Annotated in this window: 13 protein-coding genes; 5 read left to right on the top strand and 8 right to left on the bottom strand. The window is 63.3% G+C overall.

Going from position 1 to position 21,590, the window contains the following annotated elements; all coding sequences use genetic code 11:
• Positions 1–3 precede the first annotated feature (3 nt).
• The 3 genes from imuA to AC6H0R_RS09875 are packed head-to-tail and all read left to right on the top strand — an operon-like array spanning position 4 to position 2,792.
• Positions 4–756 (top strand): translesion DNA synthesis-associated protein ImuA, encoded by a 753-nt coding sequence (gene imuA, locus AC6H0R_RS09885; RefSeq protein ID WP_497581194.1) that lies wholly within the window; start codon positions 4–6, stop codon positions 754–756.
• A gap of 23 nt (positions 757–779) precedes the next feature.
• Entirely contained in the window at positions 780–2,210 is a 1,431-nt protein-coding gene (locus AC6H0R_RS09880; RefSeq protein ID WP_497581193.1) for a Y-family DNA polymerase, read from the top strand.
• Between the two features lie 30 nt (positions 2,211–2,240).
• Positions 2,241–2,792 (top strand): hypothetical protein, encoded by a 552-nt coding sequence (locus AC6H0R_RS09875; protein ID WP_497581192.1) that lies wholly within the window; start codon positions 2,241–2,243, stop codon positions 2,790–2,792.
• Positions 2,793–2,925: 133 nt separating this feature from the next.
• Here AC6H0R_RS09875 and AC6H0R_RS09870 read toward each other — a convergent pair whose 3' ends face one another.
• From AC6H0R_RS09870 to ada, 5 genes are all read right to left on the bottom strand, one after another.
• Entirely contained in the window at positions 2,926–3,555 is a 630-nt protein-coding gene (locus AC6H0R_RS09870) for a hypothetical protein (RefSeq protein WP_497581191.1), read from the bottom strand.
• A gap of 579 nt (positions 3,556–4,134) precedes the next feature.
• A complete protein-coding gene (locus AC6H0R_RS09865; RefSeq protein WP_497581190.1) occupies positions 4,135–5,211 on the bottom strand; it encodes a hypothetical protein in 1,077 nt (358 codons plus the stop codon).
• Positions 5,212–5,307: 96 nt separating this feature from the next.
• On the bottom strand, positions 5,308–5,826 hold the full coding sequence (locus AC6H0R_RS09860) for a gamma-glutamylcyclotransferase family protein (RefSeq protein WP_497581189.1): 519 nt from the start codon (positions 5,824–5,826) through the stop codon (positions 5,308–5,310).
• Positions 5,827–6,053: 227 nt separating this feature from the next.
• Positions 6,054–7,856, bottom strand: coding sequence for a M61 family metallopeptidase (locus AC6H0R_RS09855; protein ID WP_497581188.1), 1,803 nt, complete (start codon positions 7,854–7,856; stop codon positions 6,054–6,056).
• Entirely contained in the window at positions 7,853–8,974 is a 1,122-nt protein-coding gene (gene ada / locus AC6H0R_RS09850; protein WP_497581187.1) for a bifunctional DNA-binding transcriptional regulator/O6-methylguanine-DNA methyltransferase Ada, read from the bottom strand. The genes AC6H0R_RS09855 and ada overlap by 4 nt, the downstream gene beginning before the upstream one ends.
• A 189-nt stretch (positions 8,975–9,163) precedes the next feature.
• On the opposite strand from ada, the gene AC6H0R_RS09845 reads away from it, so the two are divergent.
• Positions 9,164–12,052, top strand: coding sequence for an autotransporter outer membrane beta-barrel domain-containing protein (locus AC6H0R_RS09845; protein WP_497581186.1), 2,889 nt, complete (start codon positions 9,164–9,166; stop codon positions 12,050–12,052).
• 3 nt (positions 12,053–12,055) lie between these two features.
• On the opposite strand, the gene AC6H0R_RS09840 is transcribed toward AC6H0R_RS09845, so the two are convergent.
• Entirely contained in the window at positions 12,056–13,000 is a 945-nt protein-coding gene (locus AC6H0R_RS09840) for a helix-turn-helix domain-containing protein (RefSeq protein WP_497581185.1), read from the bottom strand.
• A gap of 179 nt (positions 13,001–13,179) precedes the next feature.
• On the opposite strand from AC6H0R_RS09840, the gene AC6H0R_RS09835 reads away from it, so the two are divergent.
• Positions 13,180–16,335: an error-prone DNA polymerase gene (locus AC6H0R_RS09835; protein ID WP_497581184.1), complete on the top strand. Its 3,156-nt coding sequence runs from the start codon at positions 13,180–13,182 to the stop codon at positions 16,333–16,335.
• Here AC6H0R_RS09835 and AC6H0R_RS09830 read toward each other — a convergent pair.
• Both AC6H0R_RS09830 and AC6H0R_RS09825 read right to left on the bottom strand, forming a co-directional pair.
• Complete coding sequence (locus tag AC6H0R_RS09830) at positions 16,332–18,488, bottom strand: EAL domain-containing protein (RefSeq protein ID WP_497581183.1); 2,157 nt, start codon at positions 18,486–18,488, stop codon at positions 16,332–16,334. The two genes, AC6H0R_RS09835 and AC6H0R_RS09830, sit on opposite strands and share 4 nt — an antisense overlap.
• 25 nt (positions 18,489–18,513) lie before the next feature.
• Positions 18,514–21,498 (bottom strand): ATP-binding protein, encoded by a 2,985-nt coding sequence (locus tag AC6H0R_RS09825; RefSeq protein WP_497581182.1) that lies wholly within the window; start codon positions 21,496–21,498, stop codon positions 18,514–18,516.
• Positions 21,499–21,590: the final 92 nt, after the last annotated feature.

The raw sequence follows: 21,590 nt of genomic DNA, 5'->3' as shown, positions 1-21,590 counted from the left end.
GCAGTGGCCCTCGCCCTTGAATCACTGCCCGCCGGTCTGGTGTGGACCGGCGAGCACCTCGCCCGCCCCGCGGTGCCTGGCCTGCCGACCGGCTTCGCTGCGCTCGACGCCCAGTTGCCGGGTGGCGGATGGCCGCGCGGCAGCATCGTCGAACTGCTGCTCGATACCCCTGGCGTCGGCGAAATCGAACTGCTGCTGCCGCTGCTTGCACGCGCCGTCGCACCGTCGCTGAACCTGTGGGTAGCTCCGCCCTGGCTGCCCTATGCGCCAGCGCTGGTCGCGCAGGGTCTGGAGCTTGAGCAACTGCTGGTGATTCGCCCCGAAACGCGCGCCGCCGCGCTATGGGCGACGCGTCAGGCGCTCACTTCAACGGCCTGTCACTGCGTGCTGGCCTGGCTCGATCGTCCCGACACCGCAGCGCTGCGCCGCCTGCAACTGGCGGCTGAGGATTCCGGCACGCCGCTGTTCCTGTTCCGCCCCGCTCAGGCCGCGCGTCAGCCCTCCCCGGCCAGCCTGCGCCTGCAGTTGTCCGGCGCTGCGACCGGTCTGCGCGTAGACATCCTCAAACGCCGCGGCCCGGCTGCCGCTGCACCGGTGTTGCTGCCACTCGAACGCTCTCAAATGAAGCTCGGGCTCCTCGAGAACCGTAGCGAGCGGTTGGAGTGCAAGGCGCACGGAGCGCAGGATGCGAGACATATCAATTGGATAGGCGAGCATCCGAGCACCGCGCAACGCAGCAATCTGAGCGCGCAGTAGGTTATCGAGGTGCCCGCCTGACGATGTTGTGGATCGCCCTCACCTTCCCCGATCTGCCGCTGCAGGTCTTCACGCGCGGCTCGTCTGACGACACGGCGCTGGCAGTGGTCGACTACGGCCCGCCGGCGCGCATCCTCGCGGCCAACACCGCTGCGCAGGATCTCGGCGTAGCTGCGGGCGAGCGCCTTTCCGCCGCACGCGCCCTGGCCCCTGACATGCTGCTGCGCGAGCGTGATGCCGCGCTTGAAACCGCCACGCTGCAGGAGCTTGCCGCCTGGGCCGGGCGCTTTACGCCAGCCGTCAGCCTCGCTCCACCGCACACGCTGTTGCTGGAGGTTGCGGCCAGCCTGCGCCTGTTTGGCGGACTCGATCCGCTGCTGCGCGAACTGCGTCACAGCTTGGCCGAACTCGGTCTGCACGCTCACATCGCCGCGGCGCCCACCCCGCTGGCTGCGCACTGGCTAGCGCTGGCACGGCCCGACACGCTGCTTGCAGACAACCCCGGCTGGCAGCGCGCGCTCGATGCCCTGCCGCTGGAGGTCGTGTGCGCCGGCAGCGAGGTTTCAAACGCCACACTGGAACTGCTCACCGGCATCGGCCTGCGCACGCTGGGTGAGGCCCGTCGCCTGCCGCGCGAAGGCCTGGCGCGGCGTCAGGGCGCAGCCCTGATGCGCGCACTGGCGCTGGCGCGCGGTGAAACGCCCGATCCGCGGCCGCGCCATGTGCCGCCCGCCCAGCACACGGCCTGCATTGCCTTGCCGGTGCCGGCGGACACGGTCGAGCCGCTGCTGTTCGTCACGGCGCGGCTGATCGCCGGCCTGACCGCCTGGCTCGACGGCCTGCAGGCGGGTTGCGACCGCTTTGAGCTGCTGCTCGATCACGAAGACGGCGCCACCACCCGCCTCGACATTGTCAGCGGCTCGCCTTCGCGCGACGCCGCGCGGCTGATGCTGCTGGCGCGCGAGCATCTGTCCGTGCTGAATCTGGTTGCGCCCGTCGAGGCCGTGCGCCTGTTTGCCGATGCGCCGGTGGCGCGTCCCGGCCACACGCCCGACCTGTTTGGCGACGCCGGTCAGGTGCGCGAGAACGTCACCCTGCTGCTCGACCGCCTGCGCGCCCGCCTGGGTGACGAAGCCCTGTTTCGCCCCTCGCCGTGGCCTGATCACCGGCCGGAACGGGCCTGCCGAAAGTCACCGGCAATGGGTCGGCCGACAGCGCAGGCTTGCCCGGCCGGCAATCGCCCGGCCTGGCTGCTGGAGACGCCGAAACCACTCATTTCACTGCATGGCCTGCAACTCGTGGCCGGGCCGGAGCGCATCGAATCCGGCTGGTGGGATGGTGACGATGTGTGCCGCGAATACTTTGTCGCCCGCAGCCGCGAAAACGCGCTGTGGTGGGTGTTCCGTGAGTTGCGGGGTGATGGCGACTGGTACGTGCACGGCTATTTTGGATAGACTGCCGGCACATTCCAGCACGGCCACACCATGTTCCCCTTCCCGCAGCGCTGCCCCGACGAAATCGAGGGCGATTTCCGTCGACGTCAGGCTTTTCGTGCCCTGATCATCTTTCTGATCGCCCTGCCGCTCACCCTCGCAGCCTTTCGCAACATCGGCCCGGTGTGGGCGTACATCGAACCGCTGGAAGGCTTCTGGCTGCAGCTCACCACCACCCTGCTCGGCGCAGTGCTGGCCGGTTCGCCACTGATTACTGCGGTGGCGGGTGTGCTTGCTGTATGGCACGGCGTTGAAAGCATCGAGCGGCCACGCAGCCGCGCAACGCCGCTGCTCGACCGGCTGATCATCGCCCTGGGTCTGCTGGTGTGGTTTGCCCCGGCGGTCGGCCTGCTCGGCATGGCGGCCCGCGCCATCGCTACCGGCAGCATCGCCTTCCGCCGCCCGGCGCGCGAATACGTGCTGGCGACTGATCCCATTGCCTTCTGGCAGAGCATGGGGTTCATCCTCATCGTCGCCGTCTGCGTGGCTTACCCTGCTTGGTATTACTGGCGACGGAAGTTTGCGAAGCGCGAGGGTTCTTGATCGCAGTCCATTACGAAAACGTCACGTTGATGACAACCGCAAACGGCGCGTTAAGCGATTGCGGGCCGTCTGAATGTCAGGAAACACGTTGTCCTGTCCCCACAGTCCGCTTGAACGGCGCATAGTTAGCCCCCTACGCCGTGGGCCCCTGAAGCGCAATGATGGGGCCTGGCTTCTCCCAGTCACACTGAGACTTGAAGAAAGCGAAGAACGCCTCTCGGTCGGACGCATTGCTTGATTCGCGTAGACGGGTGATAGCGACATCGAAGTGGCGAACTATTGCGGCATGACAGCGGGAAACATCGATCAGGACCGAGGAAATTTCCCCTTCCAGATCCAGAACGCCGTCCTTCTTCGGAAGGGTTAAAACAATGTCGCGATTCATCTCCGCGAAGTAAACACGCTCGCGGAACATACCGTCGTGGAAGAATCCGCAACGAGCGTCACAGTAGAGAAGTTCACCGATCCGACGCAGAACGGGGCCGGGCACGTCAGAAGATTTGAATACATCCACAAACCCACTACAGAAGAACTCCTTGGAGCGGTTCTTCGAGGACTGGCGCACCGCGTAACTCCAAGCGCCTTCGAAGTATGTGAGGAGAATGCAGAACGCCGAAGGTTGCCCATGCTCCTGAGTGAGAACGTTCTTCGCGGGTACCAATAGCCAGTTACGGACCCGATCCTCATAGACATCGATGACATCGTCGATGGATGGCGAATCAAGCTTCGAGTCCGGGTAAGACGGGCTTATCGAAATGGCCACAGCGCCTCCATAGCGGGATAACGTTGAGCTAAACGGCGCGCCGCTGGCGGCGCGTTCAAGCGATCGAAGGGGGCGATCTTGAGCGCGATGTTATGCCTTTCGAGTGCCATTTGCGTTTGGAGTGACAAGATCGTGCCAACGCTTGTGGCACGGCGGACACAAGTACGACTGGGGCCAACGGTCAGCCTCATCTCCGAAAAGATGGAATGGAGCCCAGTGGTGGTTTTCGGCGCCATCGGCGCCGCATACTTCGCATTTGTGCCGTGGCCGCCTCGGCTCAACTTCGCGCGCCTCAATGCCTGCTGCTAAGACAACCTTCTTTGAGATGAAGTGTGTTGTTCGGTGCCCGCAGTTGCACATGTAGAGGTACTGAATTGACCCGCCTTGGTTTCTGCACTTTACGACCTCCCATGCCTCATTCCAGCCGCACTCTGGGCATGGGTAGTCGGGCCATTCGAAGGACTTTTCAACCATGAAACCTGTGCGTTTTACGGTAGTTGGCGATATCTAAGGGGCTTTAGAGTAGGCTAAAATATAGACCAAATCCCAGTCCAAGATCACCTCATTTCGGGGCAAGAGTCACGCTTCAAATGGCTTGTAGCCGTTTCTCTGAACTGAAACTATGCCGTTAATTGGCATATTCTGAATGCAGAAGGTTCCAGTGCGAATGTCTTGACGACATGCATCAAAGAACGAATTCACCAAATTGCATGCATATCCATGCACAGAGGACAGATCAATCGAGTTGAACTGAGTCAAAATATCTGGCAGCTTGCGAGACGAATCAAGATGAGCGCCGAGAGTGTTTCTTATATCGCGTATTCGCCCCTCAATAAGAGCGTCCCGACTCTTATCAAGCCTTGAAAGGATCTCATAGCCAGCCATGTCAGCCTTCCAGTGGGAAAGCAAAGACTGATCGTATTGATTGTCATGGAAAAGATTGTCGATGAGCGCACACAGGTCCACCATGGCAAGCAACCAGCCTATATCAAAGAGTAATTTTTGGTAATTTGTACTAGGGGGAGCTGTAGCGGCGGTCAAAGAAAAATCGATTTCAAGGAAGTCGATTATAGAAAGAATGGTTTGTGCCTTTTCTTGCGATGAGTGGCAGGCGATCATGGACACCACATTGGGCTTCGACAATCCGAGCCTATCTGACGAAAAGGAAGGAGTTTGAGGGTTCAATGCCAGAAATATAGGGCTTGTGTCGGGAATTGACAGCCGCGCGTAGTCGGAAATATGTCCAAAATTCACACCCTTAACGGACGAAAACGCATTCTGAATTTTTTTGGCGTCTTCGTAAAAGATGGCAATGGTAGTTTGGTCAATATCGTTCCACCAGTTGAGGAGGGATATGAGGTCAAGCGGCTGGCTATGGGCAGCGATCTTGTCACGTATCGTGTCATATGCGTGATCGTAGCTATTGGCCAATACCCCTATCAATTTCTTAATTCGATCTCCGTCGGCTTTCGTAATCAAGTGTTCCTTCCGGAGCTTGTTCTTTGTTCTTCCGGCGAGCTTTAGGATGTTGTCGATCTGTATAAATAGAAAGCGAAGTATCGTGCGCTTGCAATGATCGGTGACTTGCTCGTTGCGGAATAGGTAAGCCGCATCCATGTACAAGAAGCAGGCATTGAGCCTGTTCAGATCATCCATCGTATCAGCGTTCATAGTTCCCCTGCCGCGGCGCTGAGTGCCCTGCGCGGATTTTGCGCAGCTCCGCTCGATTAAAAGGTTATGCGTTTAGCGTTACTACGGCAAGACACCGTCTAGTTCCCTATTGCTCTCGACGATCTTGGATCGAACGTACTGGCAATACTTCGCGGGCATGTTGTGCTCTCGAAGACCAGCCTGGATGTGGCTGACGTAGGTGGCCGAAGTCTTCAAATTGGCTTGGCGGTTCTTCGCGACATAAGTTATGGCACGGACAGTTGTTCCATCGTTGGTAACAACATCGATGAATGCGCGGACGTAGTTAGTACCTTCACCTTCAATTGCATCGAGGGACTTGCGGCCTCTCTCCTTCGCCGTATCGCGCGACAACAAGAAGTCCGGAATTTCGTACATCACACCGTAGATAGTTGTACCCGCATGACTAGGCAGAAGATCTGCCGCCGCGCAGTTGTTCGATTTGCTCCACACCGAGAAAACGAGTTCAAACGGCTCTACGGTCGTTGCGACGCCAATTGCCTTTGCGTCACCTGCAAGCCGGTCATCGCCGTTGAGGCGGGCAACCGACATATTTGAGCCGTACTGGAACACTAGAGCCATGGTGGAATTGTCCGGTGACTAAGACGCAAAAATTTCTCGTTTATCGCTTATGTCCTGCAGTTTCCACCGCTGCGATCGCAGTGGTTGCTTCTTCAGCGGGGCGAGCACATTCGCACTTGCACGTCCCTTTGAGAGTCGAACAGCGTTATGCGCCTTACATCTTAGGGCGTTTTTCCTACAGGAACACTCTTTACCCGCGAGATGGGACTAATGCGCTAACTGCCACCCTAAGTTTCGAGCCAGCCCTGGCGCAGTTTATGCGCGGTGACCGCTGGCTTGCCTTGCAGTGCGAGCTGGGCAAAATCGGTCGGCGCTTCGGCCAGCCTCACCTCGAACTCCATCAGTTCATCACGTCGGAAAGCGTGGGCGCGCACCTTGTCGCCCGCCTTGCGGCGCGACAGCATGGATTCTAGGTCGCTGCCTGTGACCTTGAGACCGTCGATCGCCACCAACACGTCACCGGCCGAAAGCCCTGCCTGCTGCGCCGGGCCGTCGTCGAACACGGCCGAAATCTTCGCTTCCTTGCCAGAGCCCATGCGTACGCCCAGCGTCGGGGTGGCCGAGGCCGCCGTGGCCTTGTAGTCGACGCCAAAGGGCTTGAGCAGGCGCGCCAGCGGCAGGTCGGCGGTGCCGCTGACGCTGCGTTTCAGGTTGTCGGTAATGCGTTTGGCTGCTTCGGCCGAAATGCCGGAGGCGACTTCTGCGACGGCGTCGAACAGGCCGTCTTCGGCTACGCCAACGCCGGTCTGGCCGTAGTTCTTCCACAGCAGGCGCATGACGTCGTCGAGGCTGGTCTTGCCGCCGCTGGCTTCGCGCAACTGCAGGTCCAGCGCCAGCGCGATCAGCGAGCCCTTGGCGTAGTAGCTGACGACGGCGTTGGGGGCGTTTTCGTCCTGGCGGTAGAACTTGGTCCAGGCGTCGAAGGACGATTCGGCCACGCTCTGCTTGAGGCGGCCGCTGCCGCGCAGCACGCGCGAGATGGTGGCGGAGATGAGTTCCAGGTAGTCGGCCGGCGTGATGACGCCGCTGCGCACCAGCGCGAGGTCGTCGTAATACGAGGTGATGCCCTCGAAGGCCCACAGCAGTTGCGTGTAGTTCTCTTGCGTGAGGTCATACGGCGTGAAGGCCGCGGGCTTGATGCGCTTGATGTTCCAGGTGTGGAAATACTCGTGGCTGCACAGGCCGAGGAAGGTCCGGTAATCCTTGCTCTGGCCGACCATGCCGGGATACGGCAGATCCTTGCGGCTGGCCAGCAGTGCGGTCGAGGCGCGGTGTTCGAGGCCGCCGTAGCCGTCGCCGACGATCATGGTCAGGAACACGTAGCGGTCCACCGGCGCGGGTTTGCCGAACAGGTTGATCTGCCAGTCGCAGATCTTCTCGAGGTCGGTGGTGAGGCGCTTGAGGTCGCAGTCGTGGCGGCCGGTGATGACGAAATCGTGCTTGGCCCCGCCAGCCTTGAAGCGGGCGTGGGTGAAGTCGCCCATTTCGACCGGGTGATCGACCAGCTCGTCGTAGTTCTCTGCGCGGTACAGGCCGAAACCGAATTCCTTGGCCGCGCCCTTCTCGCCCTTGGCCGTGCTCAGCGCAGTAGCCACACGCCACTGTGCATAGGCCTTGCCCTTGGGCGGGCGGATGTCGACGAGGCAGGGTTGATCCTCCTGCCCGGCCACGCACAGGAACACGCTGGTGCCGTTGAAGAAGGCGTGGGTCTGGTCCAGATGCGCGGCGCGCACTGACAGGTCCCACGCGTAGACGTCGTAGGTGACGCTCAGCGTTTGTCCGGCCGGGACTTTCGCGGCGCGCCAGGTGTGCTTGTCGAGCTTGGTGAGGCGCACCGGCTTGCCGCTCGCCTCGGCTTCCAGCGTGACGATGTTGCGGGCGAACTCGCGGATCATGTAGCTGCCCGGAATCCACGCCGGCAGGCTGAACTGCTGGCCGGCGGGATCGGGCTGCGTGACCGTGCAGGTAACGCGGAACAGGTGGGCTTCGGGGTGATGCGGGGTGATCGTGTAGCGGATGTGCGGCGTCATGAGCTTCCTGCGGGCGGATCCTCGGGTGGCTCATTGTAGCGAAGCGCGTCGGCCCGTTCGCGCTCAAGCAAGGTCTGCTTGCGCTCCACGCCCCAGCGATAGCCCGACAGACCACCGTCGCTGCGCACCACGCGATGACACGGAATCGCCACCGCCAGCACGTTGGCCGCGCAGGCACTGCCCACGGCCCGCACGGCTTCGGGTGCGCCGATGCGGCGTGCGATCTCGGCGTAGCTCAAGGTCGTGCCGGCCGGGATGTCGCGCAAGGCCTGCCACACCCGCTGCTGGAAAGCGGTGCCGCGGATGTCGAGCGGCAGATGGGTGCCGCGGCCCGGCGCCTCGATCAAGCCGACGATCTGCGCCACGCGCTGCTCGAAAGCCGCATCGGCGCCGATCAGCCTGGCCTGCGGAAAGCGCTGCTGCAGCTCGCGCAGCAGTGTCTCGGCATCGTCACCCAGCGAGATGGCGCAGATACCACGCTCGCTCTCGGCCACCAGAATCGCACCGAGCGAGCACTGGCCGAGCGCAAAGCTGATTTCCGCATCCGCCCCACCGGCGCGATAGGCGCTCGGTGTCATGCCCAGCACGGCCCCGGCCTCTTCGTAGAAGCGCCCACTGGAACCATAGCCGGCATCCACAAAAGCATCGGTCACCGAAACCGCACTGGCCAGGGCCTCGCGCACCCTGCCCGCCTTGAGCGCGCGAGCGTACTCACGCGGCGAGAGTCCGGTGACGGCTTTGAACACACGCTGCAGGTGCGACGCGCTCCAGCCGGACAGCTGCGCGAGTTCGGTCAGCGTCGGCGTGGATTCAGCCGTGTCGATGTGCCGGCACAGCTCGGCCACCCGCGCGGCATCGCGCTCGGCACGCGGCGGCAGATCGGGTCGGCAGCGCTGGCAGGGGCGAAACCCGGCCTGTTCGGCCTCTGCCGTGCTGGCGTGGAAGCGCACGTTCTCGGGGCGCGGCGTGCGTGCGCCGCAACTCGGGCGGCAGTACACGCCGGTGCTCGCCACCGAATACCAGAAGCGCCCGTCGGCAGCCGCGTCGCGCGCCAGCACGGCGGCCCAGCGCGGGTCGCGGGCGGTGTCTTCGGCGCTGCGGCGGCTGCTTGCCTTCATCGGGTGCTCCACGGGTGGTCTCGGGGCGAATGGTTCCACAGTCTCTGCGCGCCGGCACTCCGTTGTTTGCTCTTGAATCCGGCGCTCGTAAAACCGCACGCGCACCTGCACTTTTGCGGAAAGCGGATAGCGGCGCCTTGCCTGTCTCCCTAGATTGGTCGCCTTTACCGATTTCAGGACAAGGCCAAGATGGTGACAGCAGCAACGACGGACTTCGCAAGCGAAAGCGTGCTCGCCAAGGCGATCCGCAACATCGGCAACCCCATGGGGCACAAGGCGCGCTGTGCGACCGTGTCCTTGACCGCTGTCTGCGCGTTGTTTGCCCATGTGCCGCACGCACTGGCGGATTCCTTCGTGATCACCAACGGCCAGGACGTGACGAGCCTGCAGTCGCTCGACGGGGACAACGAGACCGGCATCATCGAGGACGGCGGCAGCGTCACTAGCGGAGTCGATGTGCGGCCTGCGGTCAGCGTCAGCGGTGCGAACGGCACGATTGAGAACAGCGGCCTTGTTCGCGCGACTGCCGAGGATTCGCGCGCCATTCGCGTTTTTGGCGCCAACGCCACCATCACGAATACCAGCACCGGCAGCATCTCGACGGCGGGAGCGAATGGATATGCCATTCAAGCGTCTGGCGACGGACTCGTTGTGCGCAACTACGGCAGCATCAGCACGACCGGGGCATCCGCCAATGGCATTTACTCCGAAGGCGCGGAGGCCCGGATCACCAACAGCGGTGACATCACAACCTCTGGCGGCGGGGCCCACGCAATCAACTCCTCGGGCGATGACGCCACGATCGACACGAGTGGCAGCATTCGCACCGAAGGGGCGCAGGCCTATGGCATCCGCTCCGAAGGTGCCAACGCCCGGATCACCAACAGCGGCAGCATCATCACCTCGAGCTACGGGGCAGACGGCATTCGCTCGGGCGATATCAACGTCGTCATCGAAAATAGCGGGCATATCGGCACCACCGGAGACGAAGCGCACGGCATCAATGCGCTGAACACCAACGCCACAATCACCAACCTCGGAACCATCAGCGTGACCGGGAATCAGTCGTTCGGGATTTCCAGTCAGTCCGATGGCGCCAGCATCCGCAACAGCGGTCGCATTGACACAGACGGCAGCAACACCATAGGCATAAAGTCCCTGGGCGACGACGTCAGTATCGAGAACAGCGGGCAGATTCATACCATCGGGTATGGGAACCACGCGATCCGTACCCAAGGTGAGAATCAGCTCGTTGCGAACAGCGGCAGCATCGTCACCGAGGGAACGCTTTCCTACGGTATCGTCACGACCAACTCGCATGCCGGGATCCGCATCCTCAACAGCGGCGAGATCACCACGCTTGACTATGGCGCGCACGGCATCTTCTCGCAGCCCGATAATATCGCCGCCAGCATCGACAACAGCGGGCGTATCCAAACCTCAGACGGGGGATCGCGTGGTATCGATTCCCGCGGTGTGGATGCCCGGATTTCGAACAGCGGCCATGTCACGACCAGTGGCAACTCGTCGCACGGCATCAACGCCTCGGGCGATGGCGCCACGATCGACACCCGCGGCAGCATTCACACCGCCGGCTCTTACGCCTATGGCATTCGATCGGAAGGTGCCGCCGCCCGGATCACCAACAGCGGCAACATCGGCACCTCGGGCGACAACGCGGACGGCATCCGCTCCGGCAATACCGATGTGGTGATCGACAACAGCGGGCAAGTCAGCACCACTGGCGACGAAGCGCACGGTATCAACGTGCTGAACATCAACGCCCTGATCCGCAATGGCGGCAGCGTGCGTACGACGGGCGACGAAGCCCATGCCGTTTTTCTGGATGGCAACGACGCCACGCTCGACAATGGCGGCCTGATCTCGGCAAGCGGCAGCGGGTCCTTCGCCATCCTGGGCGGCTTTGGCACCCAGACCGTAAACGTTCTGGCGGGCTCACGCATCGAGGGTGCGATTGATCTGGGCGACGGCGTGGATACGGCCAACATCCATGGCGGCGTTGGCTCGGCAGTGCTCACCTTTGCCAACACCGAGAACATCAATCTGCACATCGACAACGCCGTGCGCATCGGTGACAGCGTGGTGGTGGCCGATCCCACCGGCGAATCCGTGCTGGGCCACACCCTCTCCGCCTTGACCAGCGGAGCACACCGCAGCATCAGCCAGCGCAGCGGGCGCACGCCCGCCCTCAAGCCGGTGCAGGTCGCAGCCACGGAACTTGCGCCGGGCGCGCTGCACCAGGAACAGGGGCCGAGCGTGTGGGGCCAGGTGTTCGGCTACAGCGGCGAGCGTGGTGCGGAATCGCAGGTTCAGGCCTACGACCATGACTACCGCGGCTTCATGGCCGGCCATGAGCAAAGCTTTGGCGATACCCGCGTTGGTTTCGTGGGTGGCTTGGCGCGCAGCAAGACCGACAGTGATTCGTTCAAGCGCGACAGCGACAGCCTGTTTGTCGGTGTGTATGGCCACTTCGATCTGGGCGCGGTGCAGCTGACGGCATCGTTGCTGGCCGGGCGTGAGGAACACGACGGCAAGCGTGCCGTACTCGACAACATCGAGGGGCTGGAGACCGCCCGCAGCAACACCGACAGCTATTTCATCAGCCCGTCGCTGACGGTGAGCAGCGCCTTTGTCCTGCGGCCCGGTTTCGAACTGCGCCCGTCGGCCACACTCAGCTACACCGCCGCACGCTACGACGCCTACGCCGAGCGCGGCACCACCAACGCCAACCTCGACGTGCGCCGCCGCAGCCTGCAGACGCTGGCTACCCGCGTGCAGCTCGAAGGCGCATGGCAGATCGACGGGGGCGAACTCACCGCGCGTGCAGGCGCCCTCTCCCGCCGCAGCAACGCCGACGATGTGCAGGCCAGTCTGGCTGGCAGCAACTTCCGCTACGGCGTGGCTTCGGACAGCCGCGTGAGCGGAGGCTTTGTGGGCGTGGGGGCCAGAATTGACCTGAACGAGAGCCTGGAGCTGGTTCTCGACGTCGAGCACGCGCGTTTGAGCGGCGATGAAAACGCCTTCAGCGGCCAGCTGAGCCTTCAGTACCGCTTCTGAGTCTCAGGCTGCGAGCGTGGCCGACGGGCTTTCGGCGAACAGGCGACGGTATTCCTGCGCAAAGCGCCCGAGGTGCAGGAAACCGAAGCGCATCGCAACCTCTGTGACGCGCGTGGTGGCTGGATCGGCAGCGCGCAGCACGGCGCGCACGCGGTTCAGCCGGCACAGGCGCAGATAGGTCAGCGGCGACATGTCGACATAAGCCCTGAAGGCGTACTGCAGGGCGCGCTCCGACACGCCCAGCGCGGCGCACAACTCGACAACGCCGGGAATTACATCGCCGGCCAGGCATTCATCGACCCACTCCCGCGCCTTGCGACAGACGTGAAATGCGCGCTCGCGCTCGACCGGCGAAACTTCGGCGCTGCTGCCCTCGGCCGCTTGCAGCACGACATGCATCAGATCCGTCACAAGGGGTGAATCGGGCCTATGCAGCTGGTGCTCGATTGCTGCCCGAAACGCGGACTGCTGTGCGCCCTGCAGTGGCTGGATGTGTTGTGGCGCCTTTTCCCAGGCTGACGGATCGAGGATGCGCGCTGCCGCGAGGAATGCCTGTTGGCTGAAGCTGATGTAGGCCGTTTCGGCGCCCGCGGGCACATACAGATCGAATTCGGTGTCGGCCGGCATGAAGAACACCGTGCCAGCGCTTTCAGCGCGAAGCTCGGAGAAGCGGAAGCGTGGGTCCGGTGTGCAATACGACAGCGTGCATATGTCAGCCGGTGTGACTCCAAGCTTCTGCACCGCCGTGGCCTGACGCTCGCGCACGATCTGCTGCGCGCCGAGATCGAGCGTATCGAGCTGCGCCAGCTCGCGCCCGTGGCTGAGCTGATAGCACTCCATCGGAATCCACGGCTGCAGCGCAGCCTGCATGGCGGGGTCTTCGACCACGGCGCTGCACAGCGATTGCGATGCAATCACGCTCGGCCCTGCGGTTTGCGATCCCGACATGAAGAATTCCCGGAAAAGGCTTCTGGTGGTGTTGCTGGAGATGCCCGAAGGGGAAGCATAGCGGCAGCCGTGCTGTATTCCGCCTGAATTTTGGCTCCGGCAAGGAACCTCGCCACGTTGGCGCGTGCCTGGGTTCGTTCGATATACTGTATATAAAAACAGTTATCGAAACATTGTTGATGTCACGCCCTGTCGAACTCCACTGTCTGAGCAATTTCAGCTTCCTGCGCGGTGCCTCGCACCCCGAGGAGCTGGTGCAGTGCGCGGCACAGCTGGGCTACGCGGCGCTGGCGCTGACCGACGAGTGCTCGTTTGCCGGCATCGTGCGGGCGCACCGCGAAATCAAACGGTTGGAGCTGCCAACCCGGCTCATTGTCGGTGCCGAGATGCGACTGGTCGACGGACCGCTGCTGGTGCTGTTGGTGCGCAACCGCATGGGGTATGCCGCGCTCTCAAGGCTCATCACGCAGGCACGACGTGCAGCCGCCAAGGGCGAATACCGACTGGCGCGCGAAGACCTGACCCACGGCCTGCCCGGTTGTTTTGCGCTGCTTGTGGCGGAGGATGCAGCATCCACCGAAGCCGACGCGACCTGGTTGCGTGGCGCATTCGGTAAGGATGCGCGACTGGCCATCGAATTGGCCGACGGGCCGGATGACGCAGCGCGACTGTGCGCCCTGCTCCAGGCCGCAGACGCTGCCGGTGTGCCGGCATTGGCCGCAACGGGTGCGCTGATGCACGATTGCGCGCGCCGCAGGCTGGCTGACGTGCTCACCGCCACGCGGCTGCGCTGTCCGCTCGATGAAGCCGGGTTGGCGCTGGCGCCCAATGCCAGCCGTCATCTGCATAGCGCTGAGGCCTTGCGTCGTCGCTATCCGCAAGCGCTACTCGATGAAGCCTGCGCCGTTGCGGCGCATTGCCGCTTCAGCCTCGACGAACTGCGCTACGAATACCCCGACGGACTCGCCCCGCAAGGCCACACGACTGCGAGCTGGCTGCGCAAGCTGGTCGAAGACGGCCTCGTCTGGCGCTACGGTATTGCCCCACGCAGTGACGCAGCGCAGGCGCGCATCCGTGGCCTGATCGAATACGAGCTGGCGCTCATCATCGAGCTTGGCTACGAGGCCTATTTCCTGACCGTGCACGACATCGTGCAGTACGCGCGTCGGCAGAAAATCCTGTGCCAGGGCCGCGGCTCAGCGGCGAACTCGGCGGTGTGCTGGGCGCTGGGCATCACCGAGGTCGATCCGGAGCTGGGCATCATGCTGTTCGAGCGTTTCATCTCGCGCGAGCGCGGTGAGCCGCCGGACATCGACGTCGATTTCGAGCACGAGCGGCGCGAAGAGGTCATCCAGTACATCTACGGCAAATACGGCCGCGAACGCGCGGCACTGGCGGCTACCGTGATCCGCTATCAGGTGCGCGGCGCGTTGCGCGACGTGGGCCGCGCGCTGGGCTTTCCGCTGCATCTGCTGGATCGTCTGTCGAGCGAGCATCAATGGTTCGACGGCCGCAAGGCCAATCCGGAGCGCATCCGCGCCGCCGGGCTGGACCCGGCCGCTCCGAACGTGCGCCTGCTGCTCGAACTCACCTCCGAACTGATCGGCTTCCCGCGCCATCTGTCGCAGCACGTCGGCGGTTTCGTCATCGCGCGTGGGCGGCTCGATGAACTGGTGCCGGTCGAGAACGCGGCGATGGTCGATCGCACCGTCATCCAGTGGGACAAGGATGATCTGGACGCCGTCGGCCTGCTCAAGATCGACGTGTTGGCGCTGGGCATGCTCAGTTGTCTGCGCCGCACGATGGCGCTGGTGTCGGACTGGCGCGGCTGGCAACTTGATCTCGGCAACATCCCGCGCGAGGTGAAGGGCGTGTACGAGATGCTATCGGACGCCGATTCGGTCGGCGTTTTCCAGGTCGAGTCGCGCGCGCAGATGACCATGTTGCCGCGGCTGAAGCCCGAGAAGTTCTACGATCTGGTGGTCGAGGTGGCCATCGTGCGCCCTGGCCCGATCCAGGGCGGCATGGTGCATCCCTACCTGAAGGCGCGCGAGCAGGATGCCCGCAAACAGCCAGTCGCCTACCCCACTTCCGCCGATGCCCGCGTGGATGCAAATGTGCACAAGGTGCTCAAGCGCACGCTGGGCATCCCGATTTTCCAGGAGCAGGTCATGCAACTGGCGGTGGTCGCAGCCGGTTTCACGCCGGGAGATGCCGACAACCTGCGCCGCTCGATGGGTGCCTGGCGACGCAAGGGCGAGCTGGAGCAATACCGTCAGCGTCTGCTCGAAGGCATGGCCGAGCGCGGCTTCGCGCCGGAGTTTGCACAGCGTCTGTGCGACCAGATCGAAGGCTTTGGCAGCTACGGCTTTCCCGAGTCGCACGCGGCGAGCTTTGCGCTGCTGGTGTATTTCTCTTCGTGGCTCAAGCGCTTCCACCCCGCCGCCTTCCTGTGCGGCCTGCTCAACAGCCAGCCGATGGGTTTCTATGCGCCTTCGCAATTGATCCAGGACGCCCAGCGCCACGGCGTTGTCGTGCGTGGGCCCGATGTCTGTGTCAGCGCATGGGATTGCACGCTGGAAGCGGTAGATCACAACATTCCAACGCATGCTCTGCCCGTCCGCCCGGATCCCGCTGCGCGACTCGGTTTGCGGCTGGTGAAAGGGCTCTCGCATGCCTCGGTTGAACGTCTGCTTGCCGCGCGCAGCAAGCAGGCTTTCGCTTCGGTCGACGATCTGGCCGTGCGCGCCAGACTGGAACCCGCCGAACTCGGCAAGCTGGCCTCAGCCGGCGCGCTGGCCTCCCTCGCCGGCCATCGCCGTCAGGCGCTGTGGCAGGCCGCCGCCCTGCAGCACGGCGAAGGGGTGCTGGCGCAAGCACCGGTGCATGAGCAGAGCGCCGAGCTGGCGCCGCCGAGCGAAGGTGAAGCGCTGATTGCCGATTACGCCCGACTCGGTTTCACGCTTGGGCGGCATCCGCTGGCGCTGCTGCGCGAACGTCTGGCCGCAATGCGTTTCGTGACGGCCGCCGACATCATGAACTGCGCCGACCGGCAGCTTGCCCGTGCTGTAGGCATCGTGACGTGTCGCCAACGTCCTGGCAGCGCGAAAGGCACGATGTTCGTCACGCTGGAAGACGAAACCGGGGTGGTGAACGTGATCGTCAGCGTCGAGCTGCTGGAGCGGCAGCGCCGTGATCTGCTCGGTGCGCGCTTGCTGGGGGTGTACGGTCAGATCCGACGTGAGGGCAAGGTCGTGCATCTGATTGCCGGGCGTGTCGTGGACCACTCTGCCCTGCTCGGAAATCTGGCGGCACGCAGCCGTGATTTTCACTAGGCGCGCTGCTTGCGCACCTCGTAGATGATCTCGTCGGCGCGGCTCAGCATGCGCTGGTAGCTGTAGTGATCACCGGCCGTGCAGACCGTGATGCCGCAGCTGAAATCCAGCGTAAAGCCATTGGGGTTGGCCCGTGCGTGCTCTCCTACCCGTGCGCGCAGACGGGCCAAGAGCGCCTCGGCGCCCGCAGCGTCGGTGTCGCTCAGCAGCACTACGAACTCGTCGCCACCGAAACGCCCGACCAGATCGGACCCGCGCAAAGCTTCGCGCAGGATCTGCGCGAAGGCACGCAACATGCGCTCGCCGTCGCCGGCGGTATCGTCGATATCCCAGAACCCGTCAAGATCGCACAGCATCAAGGTCGCATTGCGCTGGTATTTGCAGCAAAGTGCGAGCAACTCGCCGGCACGTGATTCGAACGCGTCGCGATTGAGCAGGCCGGTGATCGGGTCGCCGGTGCTGCGGGCGTCCACCTGCAATTCACCCTCGACCATGCTCGCAAGGTCGCGCAGGACTTGTTCTGCGTGCTTATCGAAGTCCCGACGTACGCGGTCCATCACGCACAACGTGCCCACCCTGGCGCCGTCCGGCATGACCAGCGGGCAACCCGCGTAGAAGCGCAGACCTTCTTGTGTGCAGACCAGCGGGTTGTCACGGAACGCCTCGTCCTCACGGGCATCGGGCACGATGAATACCGCGTCATCCTGGATAGCGTGTGTGCAGAAGGCATGCTCGCGCGGCACTTCGGACAGCTCCACGCCTTGCACGGATTTCATCCACTCACGCTCGGAATCAATCAGACCGACCAGCGCCATCGGCATGTCGAGAAGACGTCGCGCCAGACGCGTGATGCGATCAAAGCGCTCTTCGGCCGGGGTATCGAGCAGGCCCAGCCCATGCAGACTGCGCAGGCGGGATTGTTCGTCCATGCGGCAGCGTTCGGCCACCCAGTTCTGCATGCCGTCGCCATCGAGCGGCGGGCTGATCAGGAAACCCTGCACCAGATCGCAGCCGATCTCACGCAGAAAACGCAGGGTTTCCTCGGACTCGACGCCTTCAGCGGTGGATTCCAACCCGAGGCTGCGCCCCAGATCGATGACCGAACGGGTCACCGAACGGGATTCCTGCGATGCGCGGCAGGTCATCACGAAGGACTTGTCCACCTTGATCTCGGAGAACGGCAGACGTACGAGCTGCAGCATGGACGAGTAGCCGGTGCCGAAATCGTCGATGGCGAGCTGGAAGCCCTTGATGCGCAGGCGCGTCAGAAAGCCCAGCGACGCCGCTTGATTGGCCATGGCGCTGGATTCGGTCAGTTCCAGCACGATGCGTTCGGGCGCAAGGTCGAGCGCATGCATGTGTTCGAGCATGCGCTCGAACAAGGCCTCGTTGGCCAGCGACAACGGCGAGATGTTGATCGACAGGCGCAGACGGGCAAGCCAGTGGCGCGACACCATGGCCTCGGACGGCAGGCCGTGACCTGCCAGCAGGCCGGCGAACCAGGTGAGCGCCCTGCGCGAGAGCTGCTCGGTCAATGCGTCGATGTAGTTGCTTGATTCGGCCAGCGCGATGAACTCGTCGGGCAGCACCAGGCCATGACGCGGATGCTGCCAGCGAGCCAGCGCCTCGAAACCGGCGATTGCCCCCGAGCGGCAGTCGATGCGCGGCTGGTAGACCGGAAACAGCTGGTCCAGGTGCAAGGCCTCGACCAGATCCCCCACGCCAAGCTGCAGCTCGCGAGTGGCGTTGCTGTCCGCAAGCGACGGCATGACTTGTTCGCCGCTCTGGCGCAACAGCAAGGAACGCATTTCGGCCGGGCGAAAAGGCTTGTGCAACACGCCGAGAATGCGCAGACCGTTTTCGCTTGCCGCCCGACTGGCCGCATCCAGCACGCGTTGACCGGACCCGCTGGTGATGATGATGCCGGCACTGCAGCCGGCGCTGGCCAGCGATTCCATGACCTGCACGCCGTCCATGCCCGGCATGACCAGATCGATGGCGATGCAGTCCGGGCGGAATTCGCGCAGGGCGCGGAAGAAATCGTCCGCGTCGACCGTAAGGCGCACCCGATAGCCGGCGGCCTCTGCAATGCCTTCCATGGTGTGGCCGACCATGGGTTCGTCGTCGAGGATGATGAGTCTGGGTTCGGACATCGTGCTCCCGGCTTGCCTTGGCGTGTCAGTGATCAAGCATTTCGCGCAACTTGCGCGCGAGCTCGTCGATACGGAAGGGTTTGCACAGCAGACAAACCCCGGGATCAATCCCGCCAGTAACGCTGAAGGCTTCGTCGGTGTACCCCGAAACATACAGCACCTTCATGTGTGCGCAACGGCGCAGGGCCTGTTCGGCCACCTCACGCCCGCTCAGGCCGCCGGCCAGCTTGACGTCGGTGAGCAGCAGATCGTAGAAGCAGCCGTCTTCGAGACGCGCCAGCGCCGCGGGCCCGTCGATGCAGGCGGTCACGACATAGCCCAGCTGCTCCAGACAGGCGGTCGTGTGCTCGCGCACCATCTCCTCGTCTTCCACCAGCAGGATGCGTTCGCCGCCACCGCGTTCGGTGATTGCGGCGATTTTCGGCAACACCGGGTCAGGCGCTGCGCCCGCACGCGGAAGGTAAATGCGTACGGTGGTGCCGACCTTGAGCTCGCTGAGGATGCGAATCTGGCCGCCGGATTGTTTGGCAAAACCGAACACCATCGACAGCCCCAGCCCCGATCCCTTGCCGGCAGGCTTGGTCGTGAAAAAGGGCTCACAGGCCCGCTCGATGACTTCTGCCGTCATGCCCTCTCCGGTATCCGACACCGACACCACGACGTAGTCGCCGACATCCAGATCGAGCGCGGCGGCCTGTTGCGCATCCAGCGAGGCATTGTCGGTCGCGATGCTCAGCAGCCCCCCGTCAGGCATGGCATCGCGCGCGTTGATGGCGAGGTTCAGGATCGCGTTGTTGAGTTCGCCCGGATCCACCACGGCGGGCCACAAGGCTTTGTGGGTCAGCAATTTCACCTTGATGCCGTCACCAAGCGTGCGGCGCAGCAAGTCATCGACACCGGCCAGCAATGCGTTGATGTCGGTTTCCACCGGATCAAGCGGCTGTCTGCGCGCAAACGCCAGCAGCCGATGGGTCAGTTCCGCGGCGCGCTCACCCGCAACGCGGATCAGGCCGACCTGCTTCCTGACCGATGCCGGGAGACTCTGCGGGTCGCTGATGTCGAGAATTGCCTCGGCGTTGCCGAGGATGACGGTAAGCAGATTGTTGAAGTCATGCGCCACGCCGCCGGTCAGCTTTCCGATGGCATCCATCTTCTGAGACTGACGTAACTGTTCTTCTATTTCAATGCGTTGGGAAACATCTTGAAAGTAGATTGTGAGGCCTTTCTCATGCGGAAAGGCGCGCACCGAAAACCAGGTCTTGAGTGGCGGATAGAAGAACTCGCCTGTGACCAGACGGTTTTCCTCGCGCGCCTTGCGATAGACCTCGAAGGCTGGTGAATCGCTCCCCTCCGGAAAGGCCTCCCACATGTTGCGACCGAGCAGCTCGGAACGTGAGCGCTGCAGCATGCGCTCGGCCTCGGTGTTCAGATAGGTGAAGCGCCACTCCGTATCAACGGCGGCTACGCCATCGGAAATGGAAGTGAAAATGGTCTCGATCTGCGCCAGCGCCTCTTCACGGCCCCGCATCGAGCGCAGGTTTTCCAGCGCGATGGCGGTGAAATTGGCCAGTTGGGTCAGTTCTGCCAGATCGGCTGGGCCGAAGTCACCGCCTTCCTTGTCCGAGAGCTGGATCATGCCGAGGTTGTTGCCGCCCTGACCGACGATGGGTACGGCCAGCCAGCCACGCAGCGGCGGATGACGATCGCGCGCGGCGCCGAAACCACGCCATGCCGGATGGGCTTCGAGTTCGGCCTGCGTCAGGCACATCGGCTGGTTGTGCTCGCACACGAGCCGGTAAATGCCGCTGCCGTCGGGGGGTTCGTCATAGTTGCGCCACGCTGCGTAGCGATCAGACAGCGATATCGAGTGCAGACTTTGCACATGGCTTTCGCCGACCGTCACGCTGGTGACGGCTTGATGCGCCTGGATCAACTCGCGCGCCAGTGTGGTGGCACGGTCGAGCAGCGCGTTCTCGTCGTGTGCCCGCGCCAGCTCGGAAGAAGCCGCGGCCAGCGTGCCCAGACGACGCACCCGTTCGTCCTCCCACATGCGCCGCCGTGCCAGATGACGCGAGAGCATCCCGGTTGCAATGAGGAACAGCGCAATCACCGCCCCGGCGATGATCAGGTTCAATACCAGTCGCTGGCGCCATGGCGCCAGCGCTTCGTCTACGCCAAGGCCGACCAATACCAGCGCCTGACCGTCACCGACAAAGCGGTAGCCGATGATGCGTGCCAGTCCGTCGTGGGGAAGCACGCTCAGCAGCTGACCCTTTTCCGCCTGGGCAATGCGCTCGAAATCGGCCTCCGGAAGTACGCTACGTCCGGTCTGCTCAGCCATCGCGGGAGTGCTGGCGATCAAGGCGCCATCGCCGGCAAGCAGGCCGACCAGACCGTCTTCACCGACCCGCAGCGTGCGATAGAACTCCAGCAGATGTTCGAGAGAAATCACGGCGCCGGCCACGCCGGCAAACTGCCCGTCGGATAAATCCACCCGACGTGACACCGTGATGATCCATCGGTCGCCCATCCCGTTCAGCGAGGCCTTGTGGGGCGCTGAAACGAAGAGCTGACGGTCGGGGCGGTCGCGATGGTGGAGGAAAGCCGGTGTTCCGTCGAACGGAACAGGCGTGATGTCGGCCAGGCTGGAGGTGCCGATCAGCCGGCCGCTGGCGTCGAGAACATAGAAGGCGTGTGTTGCGGGCGAAGCGGCCTGGCGTTCAAGCAGCAAGTCATGCAGGACCGGCCGCGAAACCTGCTCCAGGCCGCCCCGCTCTTCCACCTCACTCACCAGGGTGACCAGACCCAGATCGAGTGCGGCCAGCGTCTGCCGCGTGTGGGCGGCCAGTGCATCCCCGAGGTTGCTGGCTTCCTTATGGGCGGCTCCCAGAACTTCACGCCGATCGAGCACGGCCTGAAACGCGATGAGCCCGCATAGCGCTGCAACCGCCACGATGTTGACGAGCAGGGTCGGTACACCGGGAGGTCTGACGCCTGCACTCCGAACCATCGGGTCTCCGTAAAAAACGGCATTCGGGCGGAATATTGCCACGGCATTGTGTTGCCCACCGTGATGACTGTCCAGCCTTGTGCCGGTCTTGA

This window comes from Pseudazoarcus sp. NS36 (assembly GCF_059703705.1).
The sequence above is the reverse complement of the archived record's forward strand: the minus strand, read 5'-3'. Positions and strand labels throughout refer to the sequence as shown.

Bases quoted from the DNA above. Each gene is read 5' to 3' on its own strand.
- AC6H0R_RS09830 (WP_497581183.1), bottom strand. From the start codon at position 18,488: ATGTCCGAACCCAGACTCATCATCCTCGACGACGAACCCATGGTCGGC.
- AC6H0R_RS09835 (WP_497581184.1), top strand. From the start codon at position 13,180: ATGTCACGCCCTGTCGAACTCCACTGTCTGAGCAATTTCAGCTTCCTG.
- AC6H0R_RS09840 (WP_497581185.1), bottom strand. From the start codon at position 13,000: ATGTCGGGATCGCAAACCGCAGGGCCGAGCGTGATTGCATCGCAATCG.
- AC6H0R_RS09875 (WP_497581192.1), top strand. From the start codon at position 2,241: ATGTTCCCCTTCCCGCAGCGCTGCCCCGACGAAATCGAGGGCGATTTC.
- AC6H0R_RS09865 (WP_497581190.1), bottom strand. From the start codon at position 5,211: ATGGATGATCTGAACAGGCTCAATGCCTGCTTCTTGTACATGGATGCG.
- AC6H0R_RS09845 (WP_497581186.1), top strand. From the start codon at position 9,164: ATGGTGACAGCAGCAACGACGGACTTCGCAAGCGAAAGCGTGCTCGCC.
- ada (WP_497581187.1), bottom strand. From the start codon at position 8,974: ATGAAGGCAAGCAGCCGCCGCAGCGCCGAAGACACCGCCCGCGACCCG.
- AC6H0R_RS09855 (WP_497581188.1), bottom strand. From the start codon at position 7,856: ATGACGCCGCACATCCGCTACACGATCACCCCGCATCACCCCGAAGCC.
- AC6H0R_RS09880 (WP_497581193.1), top strand. From the start codon at position 780: ATGTTGTGGATCGCCCTCACCTTCCCCGATCTGCCGCTGCAGGTCTTC.
- AC6H0R_RS09860 (WP_497581189.1), bottom strand. From the start codon at position 5,826: ATGGCTCTAGTGTTCCAGTACGGCTCAAATATGTCGGTTGCCCGCCTC.
- AC6H0R_RS09825 (WP_497581182.1), bottom strand. From the start codon at position 21,498: ATGGTTCGGAGTGCAGGCGTCAGACCTCCCGGTGTACCGACCCTGCTC.